This is a genomic window from Paenibacillus sp. D9 (assembly GCF_001188365.1).
Taxonomy (GTDB): Bacteria; Bacillota; Bacilli; order Paenibacillales; family Paenibacillaceae; genus Paenibacillus_O; species Paenibacillus_O humicus.
On record NZ_JZEJ01000001.1, the window covers coordinates 5491183 to 5513178 of the forward strand.

Annotated in this window: 16 protein-coding genes; 6 read left to right on the forward strand and 10 right to left on the reverse strand. The window is 57.6% G+C overall.

Annotated features, from left to right (window positions below; all coding sequences use genetic code 11):
* Positions 1–115: 115 nt before the first annotated feature.
* Complete coding sequence (gene hpaB, locus VE23_RS24520; protein WP_049869463.1) at positions 116–1570, reverse strand: 4-hydroxyphenylacetate 3-monooxygenase, oxygenase component; 1455 nt, start codon at positions 1568–1570, stop codon at positions 116–118.
* A gap of 676 nt (positions 1571–2246) precedes the next feature.
* Here hpaB and VE23_RS24525 point away from each other — a divergent pair.
* Positions 2247–3500 carry an MFS transporter gene (locus VE23_RS24525; protein ID WP_048747165.1) on the forward strand — a complete coding sequence of 418 codons (1254 nt, stop codon included), beginning with the start codon at positions 2247–2249 and terminating at the stop codon, positions 3498–3500.
* A gap of 75 nt (positions 3501–3575) precedes the next feature.
* Here VE23_RS24525 and VE23_RS24530 read toward each other — a convergent pair whose 3' ends face one another.
* The 3 genes from VE23_RS24530 to VE23_RS24540 form a co-directional block, all read right to left on the reverse strand.
* Entirely contained in the window at positions 3576–4463 is an 888-nt protein-coding gene (locus VE23_RS24530; RefSeq protein WP_069202527.1) for an AraC family transcriptional regulator, read from the reverse strand.
* Between the two features lie 79 nt (positions 4464–4542).
* Positions 4543–5019 (reverse strand): DinB family protein, encoded by a 477-nt coding sequence (locus tag VE23_RS24535; RefSeq protein WP_021877895.1) that lies wholly within the window; start codon positions 5017–5019, stop codon positions 4543–4545.
* Between the two features lie 30 nt (positions 5020–5049).
* On the reverse strand, positions 5050–5943 hold the full coding sequence (locus VE23_RS24540) for a PhzF family phenazine biosynthesis isomerase (RefSeq protein ID WP_049869466.1): 894 nt from the start codon (positions 5941–5943) through the stop codon (positions 5050–5052).
* Positions 5944–6165: 222 nt separating this feature from the next.
* Between VE23_RS24540 and VE23_RS24545 the strand changes: the two genes are divergently transcribed.
* Together VE23_RS24545 and VE23_RS24550 are read left to right on the forward strand one after the other, a co-directional pair.
* The gene (locus VE23_RS24545) at positions 6166–12855 is read left to right on the forward strand and encodes an S-layer homology domain-containing protein (RefSeq protein ID WP_049869468.1); all 6690 of its coding nucleotides are present in this window, start codon (positions 6166–6168) and stop codon (positions 12853–12855) included.
* 102 nt (positions 12856–12957) lie between these two features.
* Positions 12958–14049 (forward strand): threonine aldolase family protein, encoded by a 1092-nt coding sequence (locus VE23_RS24550; protein WP_049869469.1) that lies wholly within the window; start codon positions 12958–12960, stop codon positions 14047–14049.
* Between the two features lie 190 nt (positions 14050–14239).
* Here VE23_RS24550 and VE23_RS24555 read toward each other — a convergent pair whose 3' ends face one another.
* The 3 genes from VE23_RS24555 to VE23_RS24565 all read right to left on the reverse strand — a co-directional run bounded on the left by VE23_RS24555 (position 14240) and on the right by VE23_RS24565 (position 17425).
* Entirely contained in the window at positions 14240–14851 is a 612-nt protein-coding gene (locus VE23_RS24555) for a Type 1 glutamine amidotransferase-like domain-containing protein (protein ID WP_049869470.1), read from the reverse strand.
* 507 nt (positions 14852–15358) lie between these two features.
* Positions 15359–16075, reverse strand: coding sequence for a glycosyltransferase family 2 protein (locus VE23_RS24560; RefSeq protein WP_021877903.1), 717 nt, complete (start codon positions 16073–16075; stop codon positions 15359–15361).
* A gap of 330 nt (positions 16076–16405) precedes the next feature.
* Positions 16406–17425 (reverse strand): ketoacyl-ACP synthase III, encoded by a 1020-nt coding sequence (locus tag VE23_RS24565; protein WP_049869472.1) that lies wholly within the window; start codon positions 17423–17425, stop codon positions 16406–16408.
* Positions 17426–18160: 735 nt separating this feature from the next.
* Between VE23_RS24565 and VE23_RS26790 the strand changes: the two genes are divergently transcribed.
* Both VE23_RS26790 and VE23_RS24570 read left to right on the forward strand, forming a co-directional pair.
* Positions 18161–18328 (forward strand): hypothetical protein, encoded by a 168-nt coding sequence (locus VE23_RS26790; protein WP_021877909.1) that lies wholly within the window; start codon positions 18161–18163, stop codon positions 18326–18328.
* A gap of 140 nt (positions 18329–18468) precedes the next feature.
* Entirely contained in the window at positions 18469–18711 is a 243-nt protein-coding gene (locus VE23_RS24570; RefSeq protein WP_049869474.1) for a hypothetical protein, read from the forward strand.
* On the opposite strand, the gene VE23_RS24575 is transcribed toward VE23_RS24570, so the two are convergent.
* On the reverse strand, positions 18698–19432 hold the full coding sequence (locus VE23_RS24575; protein WP_049869476.1) for a hypothetical protein: 735 nt from the start codon (positions 19430–19432) through the stop codon (positions 18698–18700). The genes VE23_RS24570 and VE23_RS24575 overlap by 14 nt on opposite strands.
* Positions 19433–19947: 515 nt before the next feature.
* On the opposite strand from VE23_RS24575, the gene VE23_RS24580 reads away from it, so the two are divergent.
* Positions 19948–20523 (forward strand): dihydrofolate reductase family protein, encoded by a 576-nt coding sequence (locus tag VE23_RS24580; protein ID WP_049869478.1) that lies wholly within the window; start codon positions 19948–19950, stop codon positions 20521–20523.
* Between the two features lie 364 nt (positions 20524–20887).
* Here the strand turns inward: VE23_RS24580 and VE23_RS24585 are convergent, their stop codons facing one another.
* Both VE23_RS24585 and hxlB read right to left on the reverse strand, forming a co-directional pair.
* Positions 20888–21295 carry a winged helix-turn-helix transcriptional regulator gene (locus tag VE23_RS24585; RefSeq protein ID WP_048745201.1) on the reverse strand — a complete coding sequence of 136 codons (408 nt, stop codon included), beginning with the start codon at positions 21293–21295 and terminating at the stop codon, positions 20888–20890.
* 133 nt (positions 21296–21428) lie between these two features.
* Positions 21429–21989, reverse strand: coding sequence for a 6-phospho-3-hexuloisomerase (gene hxlB / locus VE23_RS24590; protein WP_049869480.1), 561 nt, complete (start codon positions 21987–21989; stop codon positions 21429–21431).
* Between the last annotated feature and the right edge of the window lie 7 nt (positions 21990–21996).

The following is a 21996-nucleotide window of genomic DNA, read 5'->3' on the forward strand; positions in this document are numbered from 1 at the left end:
GCGCGCTGAATCCGCATCAAGGAGTGAAGCCTTGCCTGTAAAGCTTCGCGAATCAAAAGTCCCGCCTCAAGACGGCCGTCTTGAGGCGGGACTTTTTTGCGGGCAAGCCATGGCGCTATTTTTCCGACAGGAAATCTAGGATGCGCTGCTTGTATTTCTCTCTTCCTTCATATCCGTTGTAAAGACGGTTTGTCACCGTAGCGGCATTTCCGAAGAAAAACTTCTCATAAACGCTCTGTCTGCCCCCGAATGCGCTGACGCTCAGCTCCCAGGCCAGTCTGGACAGCTGCACATTATTTTTGGCATCCAATCCGACGCCTTTGAGGTAACGCTGCAATGGATCGCCCAGCTTGCCGTCAAAATCCTTTTCCGAGGGAATCATGATGACGCTGCTCGAGCCGATCAGGTGGATGATCTCGATCATGCGGGGATACACCTTGGGAAAATAAACATTCGCGGCAAGCAGCGGCTTGGGGTCCGGCACCATGCTTCCCCACTTGTCGCGCTTGGCACCGTTCTCGGCAGCAAGCTGAAGCGACTTGAGCGTCTCCAAAATCACGAGGAGCTCGCTCACCATTTCCACCACGTGGGCGTTCTGGTCGATGCCCGACGTCTCCGCCATCGTTTCCGCCACCCCGAGAAAGAACTCCGTCTTGGCGATGTTCTTGCACATGACCTGGGTGGCGGCATGAGTGTGAAAACGGCTTTCCTCAGAAAGGCGGTTAGCCATGCTCACGTCGCCGCATAGAAAGACGCGGTCCCACGGAACGAGAACATCCTCGAAAAGAACAAGGGTATCCATTTCTTCATATCTGGAACTGAGGGGATAGTCGTAGGCGGATTCTCCTCCCACGAAGCTCTCCCGGCACACGAAGCGGATGCCCGGCAGGCAACTTGGCACGGCAAAGAAAAAGGAATAAGGGCTTTCTCCTTCATGGAAGGTAGGGAAAGGGGCCGGATAGACAAGAATTTCATCCGAGGTCGCTCCCTGGGTATCCAGCATGAAAGCTCCCCTGACGATGATGCCGTCCTTGTTTTTCTCCATGACTCTGGCTGCCGGAGGATCTTCCAGTGCAAGGAGGAAATTGGACAGGCGGGCGGCTTTGGGCTGGATGAAGACATGGGATAGGGTAATATCGTTTTCCCGGCAATATACGTAGTAATTTCTAAGGTTGGCTGCGAACTGAGGATAATCCTTCTCCAAAATTCCGGCAGCGGACGAGTAGGCCATCAGTGCGGTGTTCATATAATCGGGGGCTCTGCCGAGGAAGCCGTTATGGGCATAAGCCCAAGCCTGCATCATTTCTCTTCGGGCGGCGAGGTCTTTTTTTGTTTTCGGCTGCAGGAAAGAAAGTCCTACGCGTTCTCCCGAAAGGGGGGACTCGAACGTCATTCTCGCCTTCGCCGATTCGTCAGCCTGCATATCGTACATCGAGGCTTGGGTCGCCATCAATCCTTTGAACGCAGCATGCTCGGATACTTTCCCTTGTACCTGCTGTCCGGCGATCCGGATATCAGGCCGATTCCGATCCAGGCGTTCTTTATATTGAAGTCCATTTTTAATAGGCACAGGCGTAAACCTCCCTCAGCGGTCAATAGTTCGTTTCCTTAGCGGATCATGCTAATATATTCAGGCAGGGGGAGCCTAGTTCTGGGGAAACGCTCTTTAGCGCCGCTCGGGCTGAGCTGTATTTCAGCTGTAGAATAGACCGATTTTCATGCCGGAAGCATACATAGGCCTGCCATTCGTCAAGCGGGTCATGCCGCGGTGACAGGGTGTTTACAATTCTCTCCTGTTTCTGGTAAAATGGCTCAAATGCGATGAAGAGAAGAGTAAGCAGATCCGTTATCTCCGCAAGAAAGCATGCTGCTTTCCTTGCGGCCCGCGTGCAGGCGCAGCCGGTAGGAAGAGGCGGCGCAGCCCGGTCAGAGAGCTCCGGCAGCTGAGAAGGAGCAGATAGCGATTTGCCGAAACAAGCCTCCGAGCTTCACATCGGAACCTGCCCGGCGGGCGATGGTGTGACGGGAGCTCCTGTTACAGAGCTGGAGTATAAGCCTTCCTACCGGGATTGCCGTACTCGACGAGGCCTGCATGGCGACATGGAGGCACAACTGGGGTGGCACCGCGACGACAAGTCTCGCCCCCAAGACCTAGGTCTTGGGGGTGGGATTTTTTTGTTTGCTTTCGCACGATAGAAAAGGAAGGAACCATTCAACAACGAGGAGGAGATGCGGCCTTGAACCGCATGAAAGGTATGGAAGCATGGAAGTATCCCGCCATCCTGCTGCTTGGCATCGGCGTGGCGAACATCAGCGGCTGGATTTATTTCATTGCCCTCAATGTAATCGTACTGAATGCAACGAAGTCCGCTATGGCGGTATCGATCCTGTACCTGCTTCGTCCTCTCGCCGCCATGGCGGTAAGCTCCTGGTCCGGCAGCCTGATAGACCGGATGAACAAGCGAAGCCTGATGATCGGCCTTGATGGGGTCAGGGCTTTCCTCATTTTCCTGCTGCCGTTGCTCGACTCCATCGCGTACATTTACGGGCTCGTATTTCTCATCCATATGGCAGGCTCTCTGTTCGGGCCGGCCTCCGGGACTTACATCGCCAAGCTGATCCCGCCGGAGCAGAGGCCCCGCTTCAATTCGCTGAACGGATTGATCGGATCGGGGGCTTTCCTGATCGGTCCGGCGGCAGCCGGCCTGCTGTTCCTCGCCGGTTCGCCGACGTCGGCCATCTACATCAACGCCGCCGCATTGCTGTTCTCGGCAGTCGTCACGATGCTGATGCCCGATCTGGAGAAGGGGTTGTTTGCGGATCAGCCTGTACGCATGAACCGGAACATGATCAGGCAGGATTGGTCGGATGTCCTCGGATTTTACCGAAGCCGCACCGCCATCCTGATTGTCTGCCTGCTGTTCAGCGCTGTCATGGTCGTCATGGCGACGGCCGTCGATTCGCTGGAGGCCGCCTTCGCGCAGAAGGTGCTCGGATTATCCGACAGCGGGTACGGCCTGCTGGTCAGCATTGCGGGAGCCGGAATCATCGCCGGGGCGTCCGTCAACGCCGTCGTCGTCAAGAGGCTGGCGGCTTCCGCCCAGATCGGCTTCGGCGCGATCGGCGTCAGCTTCGGCTACCTCGTCTACGCTTTTTCGGCGGGTTTTGCCGGCGCTGCTGCGGGTTTCTTCATCCTGGCATTTTTTCTCGCGTTCGCCAATACGGGCTTTGCGACGTTCTACCAGAACCATATTCCAGTCGCGATGATGGGGAGGGTCGGAAGCGTCAACGGGTTTTTCGAGGCGATCCTTGTCATGCTGGCGACAGCGGGGTTCGGCTTGGCTGCCGACGGGTACACCGTACAGGCAACGGTCATTGCCGGGGTGCTCGTCATGAGCGTGTTCGGTTTGTCGCTCGGCTTCTATTTGCTGCGGCCATCCAAAGCGAGGCTGCTGGCTTCGCAGCCGGATGGCATCGTTTCGTTGCCGGAAGACGAATAGATTCGAAAGCGCTGTGCGGATGCATGACAAAAGAACCCTCTCTCCCGGATTTCAGGAGAAAGGGTTCTTTCCCTTTCAGTCCGCCGCTTTTTTAAGCGGAACCCATATCTCGCTGACGGAATCCTTGCCCGGCGCGCCGTCTTCCAGGTAGATCTCCAGATCAGCCGTGCCCGCATGTTCATAACCGGAGGAAGGGAACCAGTCGGAGTAGATCCGCTTGGTGACGGACTGGATCGAATCCGGCAGCTGTCCGACGGCGGTGAAGACGGCCCAGGTGGAGGCGGGAACTTCTCTTTCCACAAAGTCCACGCCGTCGATCGTCTTGTCGGCCTCCAGCGTTCCTGCGGGAACTTCGACCGCGATCATGTAGCGGAACCGATCGGTGTCCGCACGGAAGTCGACGCATGCGCCCATAATGGGACGGTCAGGCTGGAGCGAAGCGATCTTGCGGATCGTGCCGTTGGAGGCGCTTTCCTGCCAGAACAGCGGAATGCGGCGGAAGTTCTCCCCGTCGACGCAGCCGACCTCGATGGATGCTCCTGCAATATGGAACGCTTCTTTCTTTTCGATGCGATAATTCATTTTCACATCTCCCTTCAGCGATAGATGAAAGCTCAGCTTGGGAAAGGCGACGAGCGGCGAGCCCGGCAGTCTTGCCATGGAAGGCGTGACGCCGTGGGTTTTGCGAAAAGCCTTGGCGAACGCTTCGGGCGTTCCGTAGCCGTATTTCAAGGCGGCATCGACGACCTTGATGTCCGTCAGGGCAAGCTCCTGCGCGGCAAGCGTCAGCCGGCGCCTGCGGATGTACTCCGCCAGCGTGAAGCCCGTCAGAGCGCTGAACATTCTCTGGAAATGAAAGGGGGAGGAGCAAGCCTCCTTGGCCAGTCCGCCAAGCTCCAGCTCCCCGCCGAGGTTATTCTCAATGATGTCCAGCGCCCGATTCATTCTCGTCAGCCAATCCAAACCGATCTCTCCTTCATTTCCAGCATAACGGGTTATGGGGCCCGCAGCCTGTTCATTTCTGCTCCCGCTGGACCGGTAATCAAGTCAGGCCGAGAAGAGTCCGGTACGATTTGATGATGCCGAAATGCATGCCTTCATGATACAACGCTAGCCGGATGAACTGCTCGGGGGTGGACAAGGTGAATCCCGTCGAGGTGGTGTAAGGAGCCGCGTTTTCCTGCAGTCGGCCGGAAAGGCCGGCACGGACTCGGTCTGGCTGGTCCTGCAGAAGCCGAATGAGCTCCTCCATCGTGGCAGCCTGTGCGGACTCCGGCATCGACGACGGCGAAGTCCCATATTCGTATTGCTCCACGAACCCGTCCGGCAGCTGCTGGGGCAGGCCGATCGCCTGGAACGCGAGCCGCTCCAGCACAACATACAGATGGCCCGAATTCCACCGGATGGAATTGCGGAAGCCTTGAGGAATCGCATCCGCCGACTGTTCGTCGATTCCTTGCAGCCGACCCAGCGTCTGATTCCGCACGAAGTCGAGCTGGTCGAACAGGCTTGTATCCATTTCTAATCACTCCCAGGGTGGTTTTTGCTGTCAGATGCTCAACGTCCATTCCTTGACGAATACGGCTGTGCCGGTGATGCGGACGGAACGGCTGACGCCCTCTTCCCCGATCTCGACGTTCACGCGTCCGTCGCGTCCGATCTCCTGTCCCTGCTCGACGACCAGCTGCAGCGGAAGCGGTCCGCCGGGCCGGATATACGCGTCATAGTATGCCCCCATGACTCCCGAGGCCGTGCCGGTGACGGGATCCTCGACCGTGCCGGAGTAAGGGGAGGAGAAATGGCGGGCATGCAGATCCGCACCGGAGCCGAACGTCTGCAAGCAGATGGGATGCACGGAAGCACGGGGCATTTCCTTCAGGATGTCCGGGAACCATTCGTTTCGCGGAACCATGCGGGGAAAGGCGTCCAGCTGCTTGACCGGCACGATGAGCGTCCAGATTCCGGTGTTCCCGAACACGACGGGCAGCTCGTCGTCCAGATCCGACTCCTCAAGCCCGATCGATTTCGCCAGATCGGCCCTGGAGCCTGCAAAAGGGACGAAGCGCGGCTCGGCCTGCCTCATCGTCATGTCCAGAAACCCGTCGCTCCTTCGCTCGATCCGGATGGGGAGAATGCCTGCCTTGGTCTCCACGGCGAAGGAACGGCCGGGCGCGATCCGCCCCTGCTCCGTCAGCGCGCACAGCGTCGCCATCGTCGCGTGCCCGCACAGATTCACCTCATGTCCTGGCGTGAAGTACCGGATCCGCATATCGGCCCGGTCGGACGGCAGCACAAACGCGGTCTCGTTGAAGCCGACCCTGGAGGCGACCGCCAGCATTTGATGCTCGGACAAGCCCTCTCCTTCAAGCACGACACCAGCCGGATTTCCCTTGCCCGGGATCGTGCTGAACGCCTCGTAATGACAGACTGAAATCTCAACCATTGAAGCCGCCATCCTTTCCTGAAGCCGAATGAAAACGAACGGATCGCGCAATCCGATAGAGTCCCCATTATACCATGCCGCTTCTCTTCCTATGGCGGAGATAGCCATTTATTCCTCTTTTCGTAGAATCGCACCTTGTTCCCCTAATAACGCACATCGTCTATGAAAACGGTTGCATCTTACAATGAGAGAGAAAGCGAAACGATGGGGAGGTCTTCGGAAATGAAGCGATTCCGGGCTGCGGCCGCGGCGCTGATGGCAGTGATGCTGCTGCTGGCCAGCCTGCCGGCTTACGGGGCAGGAGCGGCGGCGCAAGGCGGCAATGGGGCGGGTGATATTCCTGCCGGCAAGATGCGGATCAAGAACATGTGGCAGAACAACTATCTGTACGAGGCAAGCGACGGCACCGTGCGGTACGGGATGACCAGTCCGGGAGATGAATCCTCTCATTGGGAGGTGGAGGCGGCTGGAGGCTCCTATTTGATCCGGAACAGCAAGACGGGGCACTACATCACGGCTTCGGAGACGCCGCAGCGCAGGGATGCCTTGAAGGCCCGGCAAGTGGCGAATCCTTCCGAATCCGAGCAGTGGCACATCAACCCGACCGCGACGAGCGGGTTCATGAACATCGTGAGCGCCGCGGACTCGAGCGGCAAGCGGGCGATCCACGAGGAGGATCAGCTGGGCTTCGCCGAGCTGAGCTCGGATATCAACCTGGAATTCGAAAGCCCCAAATGGATGCTCGTGCCTGTCGACGCGGTCCAGATCGAGTCGCGATTCCACCCGGGCATGGTGCTGTACGAATATGAAGGGCAGATTGCGGGCCAAGACGCTTCCGTCGTCGGCTTCGGCGTCAAAAGCGACAAGGACTTCAATGCCCAGTGGTACATCGAGCCCGGCAGCGTGCCGGGCAAAGTCCAGATCCGAAATCGCGGGACCGGGCATCTGATCAAGCAGGGGCCTCTGGAGTGGGCGGCGATGCCAGCCGGAGATCCCGACCCGAGCGAGCCCGGACTCACCGATTGGCTGCAGGAAAGCTCGTCGGACGGGCTCGGCTATGCGACGTTCGCCAACGGCAAGTTCGATTCGTATCTGATCAATGCGCAGTTTCCGGACGACCGGGACGCGCGGTCCAACAGCTGGCCGGGATCGAAGAGCAATCCATCGGCCCAATGGCGCATCGTTTCGCCTTCGGCCCTGCAGCCGGTCCGCATCGCTTCGTACACGGACGCGAACTCGCCGACGGATTATCTCTATGAGGAAGCGGGCGCTCTGAAACACGGCGCGCTGGCTTCAGATCCCGCGAAGGCGGCCGATTATCTATGGTTTGTCGAGGATTTCGACGGAACGAAGCGGATCCGCAATTCGGCGACCGGCCACTATTTGACGAGGAGCGGCGGCACGCTGTCTGCTCTGGACGCCGGATTCGGCACGCCGGAGAGCCAGTGGACGCTTACGCTGTCCGATGACTACGACGACTATCAGACGATCGGAGCCGCAGGCGGCGGGGACGTCTTCGTCACGGGCCGCTCGGACGGCACGGTCCAGGCCGCTGCCGACGCTTCTTCTCTGGGCGCCCAGTGGCAGCTCGTCGATCCATCCTTGCCGGCCGACGGAGCCGATCATTATGTGCGCATCCAGAACGGCTGGCAGCCCTTCTATCTCTATGAGACGGCAGACGGCCTGCTCAAATACGGCAACGCCAAGGACGACACCAGCGACCAGTGGCTGATCCGCAAGCATGAGGGCCGCAAGCTGTTCCAGAACAGGCTGACCGGCCATTATATCAACATTTCGGACATGCCGGACGGCCATATTCAGGTCAGTCCTCTCTCGGACCTGAGCAACGCGGACCGCAGCTTCGTGTGGACGGTGCGGGATACGGGAGGCAACTCCAACCTCATCAGCAGCGTGACGGACAAGGAGCCCGGCAAGCAGCCGGAGAAGTTCGTCTCTCTCCAGAACCTGACCAAATATGCGGAATACGGCGTCATCAACCCGGGCTGGGGAAGCCCGAAATGGAAATTCCTGACGGTGACCGAGGACCGGCAGCGGCTGTTCAGGTACAAGGTGAACGGATCGGACGGCTTGTATCTGAAGGAAACGCAGGAGAACGGCGCGACCGTTGGCATGGTCACGTACGGGGAAGCGGACGCCGGCGATTACTCGGCGGTCTGGTATGTGGAGGATTCCGGCGCCCCCGGCAAGATGCTGCTGAAAAACCAGGGAAGCGGACGTTATGTCGCCCTGGAGAACATCGCCGGGCATGAATCGGAGGATGATCCGGCCGAATCGCCGGAAACCCGGGCGAACATCAATGCGTCTTGGGACAGCGTCAAATGGAGCCTGCAGGATGTGACGGTAGGAGATCAGGTCTATACGGCGTTCAAGAGCGGCTGGGCCGGCCACTACCTGCTTGCGGGGCAAAGCGCCGACGGCGCAAGTCCGGCTATTAGGCTGAGCAAGGCGGCTGGAGCCGGAGAGCGGCCGGAAGCGCTGTTCACGGCGGAGCCGGTCGCCCTGCCGCCTGCAGAAGCTCCAGCGGGACGCTTGCTGCGCATCAAGTCTGCCGGCGGCAAAGGGTACTTGTACGAAAATGCCGGAGGCGTCGTGCTGTACGGCAGCCCGGAAGAAACCAACTCTTACTCTCAATGGGTCATCGTCAAGGAAGAGGACGGAGTGAAAATCCGAAATGCCGCAACCGGTCATTTCCTTACGCTGAACGGCGACTACAGCTTCCTCGAGAGCAAGGCGGCGGGAAGCGCAGAAGCGCCTGAAGCGTCAAGCTGGGATGTCTCCCGGACGGCGGATGGAGGAGCCTGGCTCATCCGCAACCTGTACGGCAGCTACAGCGACGAGCTCGTCAACTCGGCCAGCGGCGCCGGTTATGCGGAGCATGGGCTGGTGGCGGACAGCTTCGGCACGTCCCGCTGGATATTCGAATATCCAGAGTCCGGCGAAATTCCATCCATTGATGTTCCTGTGAACAAAAACACGTCGACGCCGGTCCAGAACAACGGCGGTCCGGTTGAAATCTCTCCCGCCGGCGACGTCTCCAAGCTGCTGGCCGATGCCGAGGGAGCCGCAGCGTATGTTCCGGCCGGAGCCGGACAAGCGTCGACCCGCTGGCTCGTCCAGGATTTCAACGGCCGCAAGCTCATCCGCAATGCGGCTGCGGGCAAGTACTTGGCCGCCGGAACGGACGGCAGCCTGACTTTGGCGACGGATATGCGCCTTCCGGGCGCGCAGTGGCATCTGGATGAGAAGCTCGGTTACATGCAGCTCCGGAACGCGGATACGGGCATGTACCTGGAGCAGGAATTGAAGCTGGGCACGGAGGCAGGAGCCGGCTGGCGGCTGGAGCCGGTTCGGAGCAGCGTCGAATACAGGGGAAGCGATGCTTTCCATGGCGATGGAGCTTACCGCTTCGCGGTCAACGCGCCTGCTGGCGGAAGCTACACGGTCGTGGTCCGCTACCGTTACAACGGCAGCGTAGCGGCCGCAGCCGGCATCGATGCCAACGGACTGGATGTTCAGCCATTCCGACTGACGAGCCAGGCGGGCAGCGCGGAAGCCGCGTTCGAGCTGAAGCTGCGCGCAGGCATCAATACGGTGTCGGCCGAAGGGCTTCCAAGCGGCGCCTCGATCGACAGCCTGACGGTTGAAGACAGCGCGGCTCCCGCCTACCGGGGAGCAACGGTGAACTACATCAGCTACGAAGCCGAGGATGCGGAGACGAACGGACAGCTCATCGGGCCTTCGCGCAAATACAAGGAGCTGGCATCGGAAGCTTCGGGACGAAAGGCCGTCAAGCTGAACAAGCAAGGCGATTACATCGAATTCAAGACGGCGGCGGAAGCCGATTCTCTCGTTGTCCGTTATTCGATTCCGGACAGCAAGGACGGCAGCGGAGACGAGCGTACGCTCTCGCTGTATGTCGACGGCGTCTTCCGCCAGAAGCTTGAGCTGACCAGCAAGTATGCGTGGGAGTACGGCAGCTATCCTTGGTCCAACGACCCGAGGCAGGGCAGCGCGCACCGGTTCTACGACGACATCCATGCCCGGATCGGAGACGTTCCGGCCGGATCGACGGTTCGGCTGGAAAAAGCCGAGGGCGATGAAGCGGCTTCCTATACGATCGACCTGGTCGACCTGGAGAAAGTCGATGCGGCCTACTCCATGCCGGAAGGCTTCCTCGCCGTCACCGACTTCGGCGCTGCCGCGAACGACGGCTTGGACGACACGGCCGCATTGACGGCAGCCCTTGCGGAAGCGGGCAAGCAGGGCAGGGGCGTGTGGTTCCCGGCGGGAGTATTCACGTTCTCGGATAAAGTCATCGACCTTCAGGATGCCGTGATCCGCGGAGCCGGCAGATGGCATACCGAGCTTGACGGGGCGAGATTCTACGGCCACGGCGGCAAGGTCAAGGTGTACGACCTTCTCATCGACGGAGGCATCAGCGTCCGGGATGACGAAGCGTTCGACAATGCTTTCCACGGGGCGTTCGGGCCGGGCTCGGTGCTGCAGAACATCTGGATCGAGCATACGAAGGCCGGGCTGTGGCTGACGCAGCCGATCGGCGAGAAGAAGCGCACGGACGGCCTGTACATGGCCGGACTGCGCATCCGCAACCTGATGGCGGACGGCATCAACTTCGCCGTCGGAACATCGCACAGCATGATGGAGCAGAGCGATATCCGGTATCCGGGAGACGACGGCATCGCGATGTGGTCGTTCACCGACGCCAAGCTTGCGGATGTCAACGGAGCGGAGAGAACGCCGAGCGTGAACAACACGGCCCGCTTCAATACGGTCGCGCTGCCTTGGCTGGCCGACAACATCGTCGTGTTCGGCGGCCGGGACAACGTGATTCAGGACAACATCGCCAAGGATACGATCGCGAATGGAGCCGGCATCGCCGTCTCGACCCGTTTCTCGGCGGAGCCTTTCCAAGGCACGACCGTCGTGGAGCGCAACACGCTGATCCGCACGGGCAGCGTCGACTCCGGGTACGGAGTCAATCTCGGCGCACTGTGGCTGTATGCGGGCGAGAACGATATCGGCGGAGACAGCCGCATTGTCGTTCGCGGCAACAACGCTTACGACAGCACCTACTCCGGCTTGATCGTCCATGGCGGCAAGAACGTGCAGGGTGTCGAGCTAACGGACAACGTCCTGGACGGAGCCGGGACGAGCGGAGTGGAAATCACCTCGGACATGAAGGGCTCCTTGCTGGTGGATAATCTCATCATCCGCGGCGAGCGGATCGACCGGGTGAGCAATCCGGCCGCGCCGAACTTCACGTTCCGTGAAGTGAATGCCGGCTTCGCATCCGATCCGAAGCCGTTTGAAGTTCGGCTGTCGGATGGACAGACCGGTCCGTTCCGCCTGGAGTCGGGCTTGGCGATAACTCTGCAGGTGCTGGACAAGGACGGAGCGGATGTGACGGGCCAAGCCAAGATCGCCGTCTCGCCGCAAGCCGTAGCTTCGTTCAAGGAGGGCAAGCTTGCCGCTGTCGCCGCAGGCCGCGCCGATCTCGAAGTCCGGGTAGGCGATATTCGACGTGCGTATACGGTGCAGGTCGTCGATTCCGTGACGACAGAGCCGACGCCGACGCCGACGGGAAGCCCGACGCCAACGCCGACACCGACGGTAGTCCCGACCCCGACGCCGACGGGAACGCCGGTACCGACATCAAACCCATCAACAGGCCCGATAGGGACTCCATCGCCTTCATTGGCTCCGACCGCAGCGCCATCCGCTTCTCCGGGCACGGGCAGCCAAGACGGAGCGTTGCAAAAGGCATGGACGGATAAGCTCTTCATCGTGGAAGTCCCTGCGGGAAGCGATGGCAAGGTTTCGTTCAGCGCCGGCGCGCTGGAGGAAGCAGCAATGAGACAGCCGGAGCTCGTGCTGCACCTCGTGAATGGAGCTGTCTCCGTCACGCTCAAGGCGAGAGAGGCTGCGGAATTCCTGCACGCCCAACCGGGCACGCTTGCGCCGGGAACCGCGCTTGAATTCCTGCTGCGCAAGCCGGATGAACCCCAGGCGCGGCTGGCGATGCAGGCCTCGCTGGCCAAGGGCTGGAAACCGCAAGGAACGCCGGTCGAATTCGGGGTTTTCCTGACCACTCCGAGCAGCCGCAAGGAAGCGGAGCCGAGCAGCTGGATCCGATTCGCCTATTCATTCTCGCAGGCAGGGATCGTGAATATAACCGATTCAGCCGTCATCCGTTATGACGAACGTCTGAATTCCGCTGGTTATGTCCCTGCGAATCTCACGGCATCCCATCAACTGGAAACGCAGTTGACGGCAAGAACAAGCCGCAGCGGCATCTTCATGCTCGCCGTCCGTCCTTCCGGATTGTCCGGCCTTGACGGACATTGGAGCGCGCTTGCGGTTAGGAGCCTGGCTTCCAAAGGAATCGTAAGCGGTATTCCGGGAGTCGGCTTCGCTCCGGACAAGCCGGTCACACGCGCAGAACTCGCGGCGATGCTTCTCCGGGCATTGGATTTGAACCTGCCGGAACAGAAGGCGGCGTTCAAGGATGTGTCCGCCGGAAGCTGGTACACAGGAGCGGTTGCGGCCGCAGCCGAGGCTGGACTCATGCAGGGCTACGCCGATTCATCGTTCCATCCGACGGCTAGGGTGACGAGGGAAGAACTGGCCGTGGTGCTGGCTAGAGCGCTTGCTCATCTTCAACAAGGGGATGCGGCAGGGCAAGCGTCCGAATTTGCCGACGAAGGCTCCATTTCGGGATGGGCGGCCGATTACGTTCGGCAAGCGGCGGCGAGCGGAGTCATGAACGGCTTGCCGGACGGGCACTTCGCTCCCGGCCAAGCGGCCAGCCGAGCCGAAACGGCGACAGCCCTGTTCCGTCTGCTGGCGGGAACGGGGCTGCTAGGCCAATAGAAGCAGCGCGGCAACATTTTCTACACCTGTTTCTTCTCTTGCGCCGAACCTCCCCTTTCTGATATACAAGCATAGAAGGTACACGGAAGGGGAGACTGCAGGATGAAAAAAGATTCCGCTTTGTCGCAAAGCTATCAGGATGCCGACTATCCGATCATCGGGCATGGTCCGCGCTCCATGCAGGTGCTGCTCGATGCTTTCAAGCAGGCAGATGGATCGCAGTTCAGCGATATGTATGGAAAAGGAGAAATCATCGAAGCGTTCGAGGCGAAGATGGCGAAGCTGCTGGGCAAGGAAGCGGCCGTATTTTTCCCGAGCGGCACGATGGCCCAGCAGATCGCCCTTCGGATCTGGTGCGACCGCCGCGGCTACCGCACGGCGGCCTATCATCCGCTATGCCACCTCGAAATCCACGAGGAGAGGGGACTGCACGAGCTGCATGGAATCCGGTCCATCCTTCTGGGCGGCGAGGATCGTCTGATTACGCTGGAGGACATCCAGGCGGTCGGGGAGCCAATCGGCTGCTTGCTCCTGGAGCTGCCGCAACGCGAGATCGGGGGCCAGCTGCCTGCTTATGAGGAGCTGGAAGCCATATCCGCCTGGTGCAGGGAGCAGGGCATCCCGATCCATCTGGACGGAGCGCGCCTGTTCGAGATCGTTCCTTACTACGGCCGCTCGGAAGCCGAGATCAGCAGCCTTTTCGACAGCGTCTATGTATCCTTCTACAAGGGAATCGGCGGCATCGCCGGCGCCATTCTGGCGGGGGATGCCGATCTGGCGCAGCAATCGAAGGTGTGGAAAAGACGCCATGGCGGGGATCTGATCAGCCTCTACCCGTACATTGTCAGCTCGGAGCATTATCTGGACAAGCGTCTGCCGCTGATGGAGTCGTATCTGGACGGCGCCCGCGATCTCAGCTCCCGCTTCAACCGCTGCAGCCGCATGCGCACAGTGCCGGAGCAGCCGGTGTCCAATATGTTCCATCTGCATCTGGACCTTCCTGTGGAGCGGGCATCGGCTCTGCTGGAGCAGACGGCGAAGGATACTGGAGTCGGCTTCCTGCCCTACCTGAAGGAGACTTCTCCGGACTCCTGTGCCGGAGAGATTCATATCGGCGACCGCTACGCCCGCATCCCGGCGGAGAAGCTGGATCAGGCGTTCAAGCGTCTGGAGGAGCTGGCCGGTCAAGCGTGATGCCTGAGATGCGTCTGAGTTTGGAGGGCAGCCTCGCAAGCTTCGATGTTTTCAAACTGATGTGAAAAAGAGCCGTTCTCTTCCAATGAGAACGGCTCTTTCTTAATTGAAGGTTGTGTTATCTCTTATGTTGATATTGGATGAATAAGAAACCGATTATTATGCGGTCGATTTATCCAGTTTCTATGTTCTAACGGCTTTCAAGCAACACGTATTGTTCATCCGTCATTCGTCTCACAGAGCAATTATTTATAATTTCAAATTCTCGTATTCTGTCTTCTATTGTTCTGTTTTGCTGTTCAAGGAACAAGTCGTCCCTATCATAATGTGGGAAAAGGTACTGCTCGGTAAGTTTCAGTGAAGTTAAATCTTCTATGCCGACAGTATTTAACTGAGGAGTGAAGAGGCTAACAATTTTAATGTCAGGTCCAAGTACCAGTGCTCCTGCACTTACGCCTATAAATATAACTTTTTCGGATGATAGTGCTTTTATTATTTCCCCCGCGCCACTTGTTCTCAAATGAAACAGCAAGGTAAATGGGTTTCCGCCATTTATATAGATGACTTTATTGCCTTCCAAACAGATAGGATTGTTATACTCTACATCAGTAAAAGTAACATGAAAACCCATCTGACTCAGCTCTTTTTTTGCTGCTTGAGCGTGCTTGTTGTTTTCCTTGTGAGGCGATGCAGTAGTTATTATTGTGGCGCGGGAGTTCTCAATATCTTCATCAAGCAAGGACAGGAATGTCTTTTTCATATCTTGGTTAAAACCTTTCGAAGCTAATAGCATCTGTGCCATTAATAAATAATCACCTCCCATCTATGATAGTTCAAACGAGCTCAATAATAAGCCATTCTCCGGAGTTTCGAATTCGTATCCTTCACAGAAAACAGGCATGAGGAAACCAACATTTTTTCTTATTCGACATTGTGTTCTCATACTCTTGCCGACAAAATCCTTTGCCAGCGATTCCGCCTCCGATTGTTCTGAGTTTGAATGGCGCTGCAAGCCATTAGGAGAATAGCCATGAATAAAAATGCCGCGGTTGCCTTTGAACGTTTTGACATGAGCGATCTTTTCTCAGATTTTACCAGTAACTTTAGATTAACAAATGATGTAAACATGTCAACATGAAGTGGGGAATGAGCCGTGGATTTTCAACCAATTTTTGGATGAGCTCTTTCTTTTGGCGAAAGAACAGAACTCCCATCCCTAAAGAAGAAAAAAGCCTTTCGCTAATCCTGAAGGGATGCGTAAGGCTCTTGTTTGTATAAGGCTTCAATTTCCCAATTGAACTGCCGAGTCTTAACCTGGCATGCCGGCAAGGCGCTGTCTCAGCATGGGAGCGTAATAGGCTCTCATGGACTCGAATTCGGCTGCGACCTGGCTGCCGCGTTGGATGGTTCCCATAGCTGAATGCCGCCGGTACAAGGTGAGCGGTTCGTTCAGGAAGTGCATGCCGACGCCGTTGAGCGCGATGCGGACCCACATGTCGTAGTCATGCGTGTAGGGCAGGCCCGGATTGAACCAGCCGACCGCTTCGGCCAGGTTTCGGAGCATCATGACCGTGCAGCCGTTGATCGGGCAATAGTCGAGCAGGGCGGAGACGAACGCCTTTTCCGTGGGAAACTTCATCGTGGAGCAGTATTGCGTAATCTGGTTGGCTGCGTTGATGGTGTGGTAGTCGGTGAAGCTGAATTGCGCTCGTTTCTCTTCCATGAAGGAAACCTGATTCACGATCTTGTCGCGGACGAACACGTCATCCGAGCTTAGCCATGCAACGTAGCGTCCTGCCGCTCGCTGCATGCCGTAATTCAGCGCGCTGGCGGTTCCTCCGTTGCTCTTCTGCAAGTAGACGATCCGGGAACGGTAGGGGTCCAGCAGATGCTGATGCATCGTGGAGCCGTCATCAACGACAATGACCTCGATGTTGGTGTAGCTTTGTCCCAGCACGCTGGCAACTGCCTGGCCGATATAAGGACAATTGTAAAACGGAATCACAACCGTAACGGAAGGCAGCACGGGCCTTTCACTCCCTCATTTGGCTCTTTGAGGCAGTGTATGGCGAAGCATAAGGAGGGGGAAGGGCATGTACCCGGCGGCAGCCGCACAATCTGTCTTTGTTCTTGAGCCGTCGTTGTTGTGCCCACAAGCCCGAAAGCCTTAAGTGACCGTAGGGAACGGGTCGGCAGACTTAGGCTTGCAGGTTGTCTGGCTCCTCCTGCATTACTTAAAATCCTCGGCCCAATCGAGGGGTGACAAAAGGATATCCCTGCCCCTTGCAGGGATATCCTGATCAACTAAAACAAGGCCATCCCCAAAGGGTGGCCTTGTTTTAGGACTGGCTCCGGCTCAAGCCATCCAGCGGATGAGCAGGCCGGACTGCGATAGACCGCCGCCGAAGCCGTACAGAAGCAGCAACTGTCCTTCGCGGATGCGGCCGCTGCGGACTCCTTCGCTTAAAGCGAGCGGGATGGAGGCAGCCGACGTATTGCCGGTATGCTCCAGAGTCGTAATGGTTTTATCGAGAGGAATGCCCGTCTTCTCGCTCACGACATCGAGAATCCGCATATTGGGATTATGCGGCACGAACCAGTCGACATCTTCCGGAGCCGTTCCGGCTTCATTCAGCATTTCGAGAATGCTTTCCGGAACACGGCTGATCGCCCAGCGGAACACGGCACGTCCGTTCTGGACGATTTTGCCCGACTGCTGGAGCGAATGCTCGCCAATAGACGGGGACAGGCTGGACCGGTACAAGTGATGGCCGTCCTCTCCATCCGTGCGGGCAAAGGAGTGCAGCCAGGAGGGCTTGCTGTCCGAAGCTCCGGCTTCGACAAGCACGGCTCCCGCGCCGTCTCCGAACAGGATGCAGGTCGTGCGGTCGGTGTAATCGGTAATTCGCGACAGCGTTTCCGCGCCGATGACAAGGATCTTGCGATGCAGTCCGGAGGCGATAAGGCCGCCGGCGAGCTGCAACGCGGAGACGAAGCCTGCGCAGGCGGCCGCGACGTCCGCAGCTCCGGCTGCCTTGATGCCGAACTCGGCTTGTACGCGAGCTGCCGTCTGGGGGAAGAAAGTATCAGGCGTTGCCGTTGCGACAAGAATGTAGTCTACATCCTCGAGGCTCTTTTCCGGGTAGCGCTCGATCAGGTCGCGCACGGCATGGAAGCACAGGCCGCTCGTATATTCGTCGTCAGCTGCGATACGGCGTTCCCGGATTCCCGTCCTCTGAACGATCCATTCATCGTTGGTGTCGACCATTTTTTCCAGATCGTCATTGCTCAACACTCGCTTCGGCAAATAGGAGCCTACTGCGGTGATGCGGGCGGATGTACGGTAGCCGGTCGTAATCGGGGCCTTGCTAGACATAAGCAATCAACCTCCCGGTATGGTATCAAGTATTAGTATCAGGTACTAATAATGATGATACCATAGTTACGGATTTAACAAAAGCTCGCAGCCCTGTTTACCGTCAAGGAGCAGCGGCCCAATGTCATCCAGAAGGTCATGAAGGATTTTATCTACGTGACTATCGAGAAGAGCCAACGGCTCAATCGGATTCCTCCTTCGAGTTCATGGCGGGCGCTTGCATTTTCTCTTTTATCGCCGGGTAACGACCCTCAAGGCGCTGATCCGAATCAATTCCTTCTCAAGCGCACTGGCCGGTCTGATGGGAATTAGGATAGCATTAGGCGTTGATGATCGCTTCCTGCTCGGAGGGCTGGTGGATGATGGGTCGATACTTGCTGGCTCTGCTTTTACGGTAGCGCTGACTGCCCTTACCCCCAGCTACGGGAGATGCGGTTGAGGCGTTTGCAAATCGAAATAGTCATCTTGACGGGCATCGCTTCACCAATGACGACGAAATTCATTCTAAGTACAACGCCCTATACTTAATTTCTTTAGCAACGGTGATGAACGAATGGAATACCCCTGAATCGTTTCAGATATCGCTGTCCAACTGGAGGACACAGTCGTTTCGTTCATCGACGTCGCCAGAGCCGAACCGGGAGACAAGTCGATAAGTTTTGCTCGCGCAGCTTACTTCATGCGGGGTTCGTCGATTGGAAATTCCGACGGCGGAGTCTTTCCGATTAAAATGGATTGGCAAATGGAGACGATGCGGCCTGGACGATTGTGCTTGGAGCCGATCTTGAAGGCGAAGCCCAGGCGCTTCTGACGGGAGCGGCAAGCGGACCGGATGCGGATCAAGCCATAGCCTGTCAGAAGGAGCGGATCGCGAAGATCGGCTGGCACAAGATTGGATGGTAAGGAGATAAGAACATAGCAACATTAAGAGGCTATTTGTTTTATCCCTATGGTTGACAAAGAACTTAGATACATTCCCGAGAATGACGGCGCCAGGCAGTCGTAGCAGGCCCTGCAGCCAAACTAAGAGCCGGCCTGGCGGCATGTTGCTTGCTATCGGGCTGGCCCTATTTTTTCCGTTCATCATGGTGCGGGCTCGTTCGCGATTTGGGACGTCGTTCTCGATGATGATCGCGTTGTCCGGCAGCGGGAATCTGGGCTGGCTGGTCAGCCAGCTGTCCGCTGCCAAGGAGAACAAACCGGCTTCCTCGGAAGCCGCTGTCTACGAAAATAAACGGCCCTTGTCGCCGATGGCAAGGGCCTCAAGCTCGGTCAATCCCAATTGAAGCCGAAACCCGTGTGGAGCTTGTGCTTGCCCAAGCTGGACTCGGCATCGATGCCGATGCTCTGCGAATCGACATGAGCGCCGCCGCCGAGTCCAACCTGCAGGTTGCCGACATGGCCGCCGGCGTTCACATTCATGCCGTAGCCGAGATGGCCGTTTCCACCTGCAGAGGCTCCGGCCTGCAGGCCTGCCTCATAGGGACCGACATGCCCGGTCGTATGAGCGTTCAGTCCATATTTCTGCCAGTCCAGGCCGGTGTTTAGACCAGCTTCATAGGAGCCGATATGGCCGCTCGCCTGATGGTAGGCGCCGTGCGGTCCCCATTGGAGGCCAGACTGCAGGCCGGATTTGTAAGGGCCCAGATGACCGTACGCCTGCACGCCTGCCCCGTGCCCGCCCAGATGGCTGCCTAAATTGAATCCGGCTGCGGGACCGCCGACATCAACGCCTGTCTTGAGGCCGAAGTGCTCGGGTCCGCCAAAAAAGCCGCCCGCATGGCCGCCGATGCCGTAGCCTCCTGTATAGGCGCCTACATGGCCTTGGTAGCTGTGCGGTCCCTGTTCGTTGTAGCTTTGGGCGCCCTGGCTCTCGTAATGGTGCGGACCTTGACTTTGATAATAGCCGTCGCGGCCATAGACGTGCCTGTGCGCATAAGGCTGATGATGAAGATATCGCTGTCCCCAGTAGGGATCATACATTGGATAGGGATAGGTTGGATGCATAGTTGCCAGAACCTCCTCGCATTTGCTCTAGCCTATTCCACATTGTAGTCTTGTGTGCGCCTTCACGATGCTTTAAGGGGGAAAGACTCTTTTAGAAAGGGTTATGTTTTAAATCATAAGTTCTATTTCATTGGAACAAACTCGATCATTTCTTCTGTCGATGGCCGTCATTGAAATCGAAGAATGATTCCTAGTGGCAGATCTATTTTTGCTCTGGCATACGGACAAGGCAAATTAATTGGTGTAGGAATGTTGGATATGGGCCTGTCAGGCTGTCGAGACATTCCAGCTCGCGGAGCTGATTGGTCCGCAATTTCTGCGTATTCTAATGCTGTACCCTTTTAGAATTAACTTCACCTGGCAATGGAAAGGTTTTCTGCAGGCTTTGTTAAACCTTAATTCTGATCGTGGATCTTTACGAATGGGAGGTTGGCAATCCATAAGAAACAACCCAAGTTGGATATGTTAAAATTTAGTCATTGTAGATATCCCTCTTGGACAAAGGAGAACTGAAAATGAGAAAACTTGTTCTTTTTCTTCACGCATCGCTGGACGGTTTTGTAGAAGGGCCCAATGGCGAAATGGACATTGGCTGGATTTCCTACGATGCTGATTTGGAGAAACACGCGAAAGAAATTCTGAGTACTGCCGATACGGTCGTTTGGGGGCGCGGGACTTACGAGATGATGCACAATTATTGGCCATCTGTGCCTTCCAACCCATCAGCTTCGCAGCATGAACGGGATCATGCCGAGTGGATTGAAAAGACAGCTAAAATTGTTTTTTCCACGACGCTGGAGAAGGTCGAATGGAATAATTCCAGACTCGTGAACGAAGATGTCGAGGAAGAAATCAAAACCCTCAAGCAGCAGCCAGGCAAGGATATGGTCATCCTCGGCAGTCCTAGGCTCGCACACCACCTGATGCAGCTTGATTTGATTGATGAGTATAAAATTACGGTTTCTCCTGTCCTGATCGGCAAGGGATTGCCGTTATTCCAAGGTCTCAAGGAAAAGATCAATCTTAGGCTAATTGAAAACAAGACCTTCGATTCTGGAGCAATAGGTCTCGTATATCAGACGGCAAGATGACCTTGCCGCTTAAGGTGATTAAGCCATCGAGAGACGATAGTCCAATTAACCGCCTTTTCACAAAGGCGGTTTTCTTATGGTCACAAATCAACAATAGAAGTTGACATAGCCTTTTTGAAAAAGAAAATTTCCAGTAAAAGGTGTCGAATTTACGGGCACATCATATGGCCAATAGGCCAAGCAGCTCATGCAAAGCCTATTCTTTGGAGAAACCTTTGAATGGGCGGATGACAAGCAGCTCTGTTCGCAAGCGGGACGTTTCAAAGGATTGGCGTTGAATAGAGTCCCCTTATTGGCCATCGATCATGCGAACCGGGGTTGCATTGCAGCCTCGGCGGCAGGCCGCCGCTCCTGCCCGCAGAGTCTAGTCCAGGCTCGAAGCCGGCTGCGATGCGGCAGCCTCGACCGGCCAGCCCCGGCCGTTCCCGATGACTTCGTCGCCGTACTTTCGGCCCCAGTCGTACATGAGGCGCAGCACCGGCATGAGGCTTTCTCCGTAGCCGGTCAGGGAGTATTCCACCCGCGGCGGCACCTCGGGATAGATTTTGCGGGCGACCAGACGGTCCTCTTCCAGCTCGCGGAGCTGATTGGTCAGCATTTTCTGCGTTATGGCGGGGATCAGCTTTTTCAGCTCGCTGAAGCGCTTCGTCCCGTCCGTGCCGAGATGCCAGAGAATGATCAGCTTCCACTTGCCGCCGATGACGGCGAGCGTCAGTTCCTTCTCGCAGTTGATTTCCTTCAGGTTGATGCGATCCTTCACTTCATGGGCCATTGCACCGGCCTCCAGTCTGTTCGTCTCTATGCCCCAATCATACTACAACTGTCCCTTCGGGCCTAATCGCGGCCTCCGCATGCCAAAAAGCCCGCACAGCGCCTGGGGCGCCGCGCGGGCAGCTGCAAATGGGCTATTCGAGGTTCGCATGGCGGCCGTACAGCTGACGTCCGTCCTGCTCTTGAAGCTCCATCAGCCGGAGCACGACGGAGTCGTAGAACAGCAGCAGTCCTTGCTCGAAAAGGGCTCCCATCGGCTGAATGGTGGATGCCCCTTGCTCGTCCTTGGCGGCTCCGGGCAGCCGGACGAGCAGATCGGCGGAGGCTCCGATCGGAGATTCGGGCTTGGTCGTCACAAGCGCAACGGAGGCGCCAAGCTCGCCGGCGCGGGCGGCCATGGCCAGCAAGCTTGCGGTAGAGCCGGAGCCCGAGCCGATGACGAGCAGCCCGCCGGGCCCGATGCCCGGAGTGACCGTCTCGCCGACCACATAGGCGGTCAGCCCGAGATGCACCAGCCGCATGGCGAAGGCGCGGCCCATCAGCCCGGAGCGTCCGGCCCCGGCGACGAACACGCCGCCCTCGCGACCGGCGCGCAGCACCGCATCGGCGAAGGCCGCCGCAGCGGCTTCGTCGATGCCGGCCGCCGACATGGCCAGCTCGGCGGCGACAGTGTTCGCATAAGCCGTCGTGTTCATGGCGGCT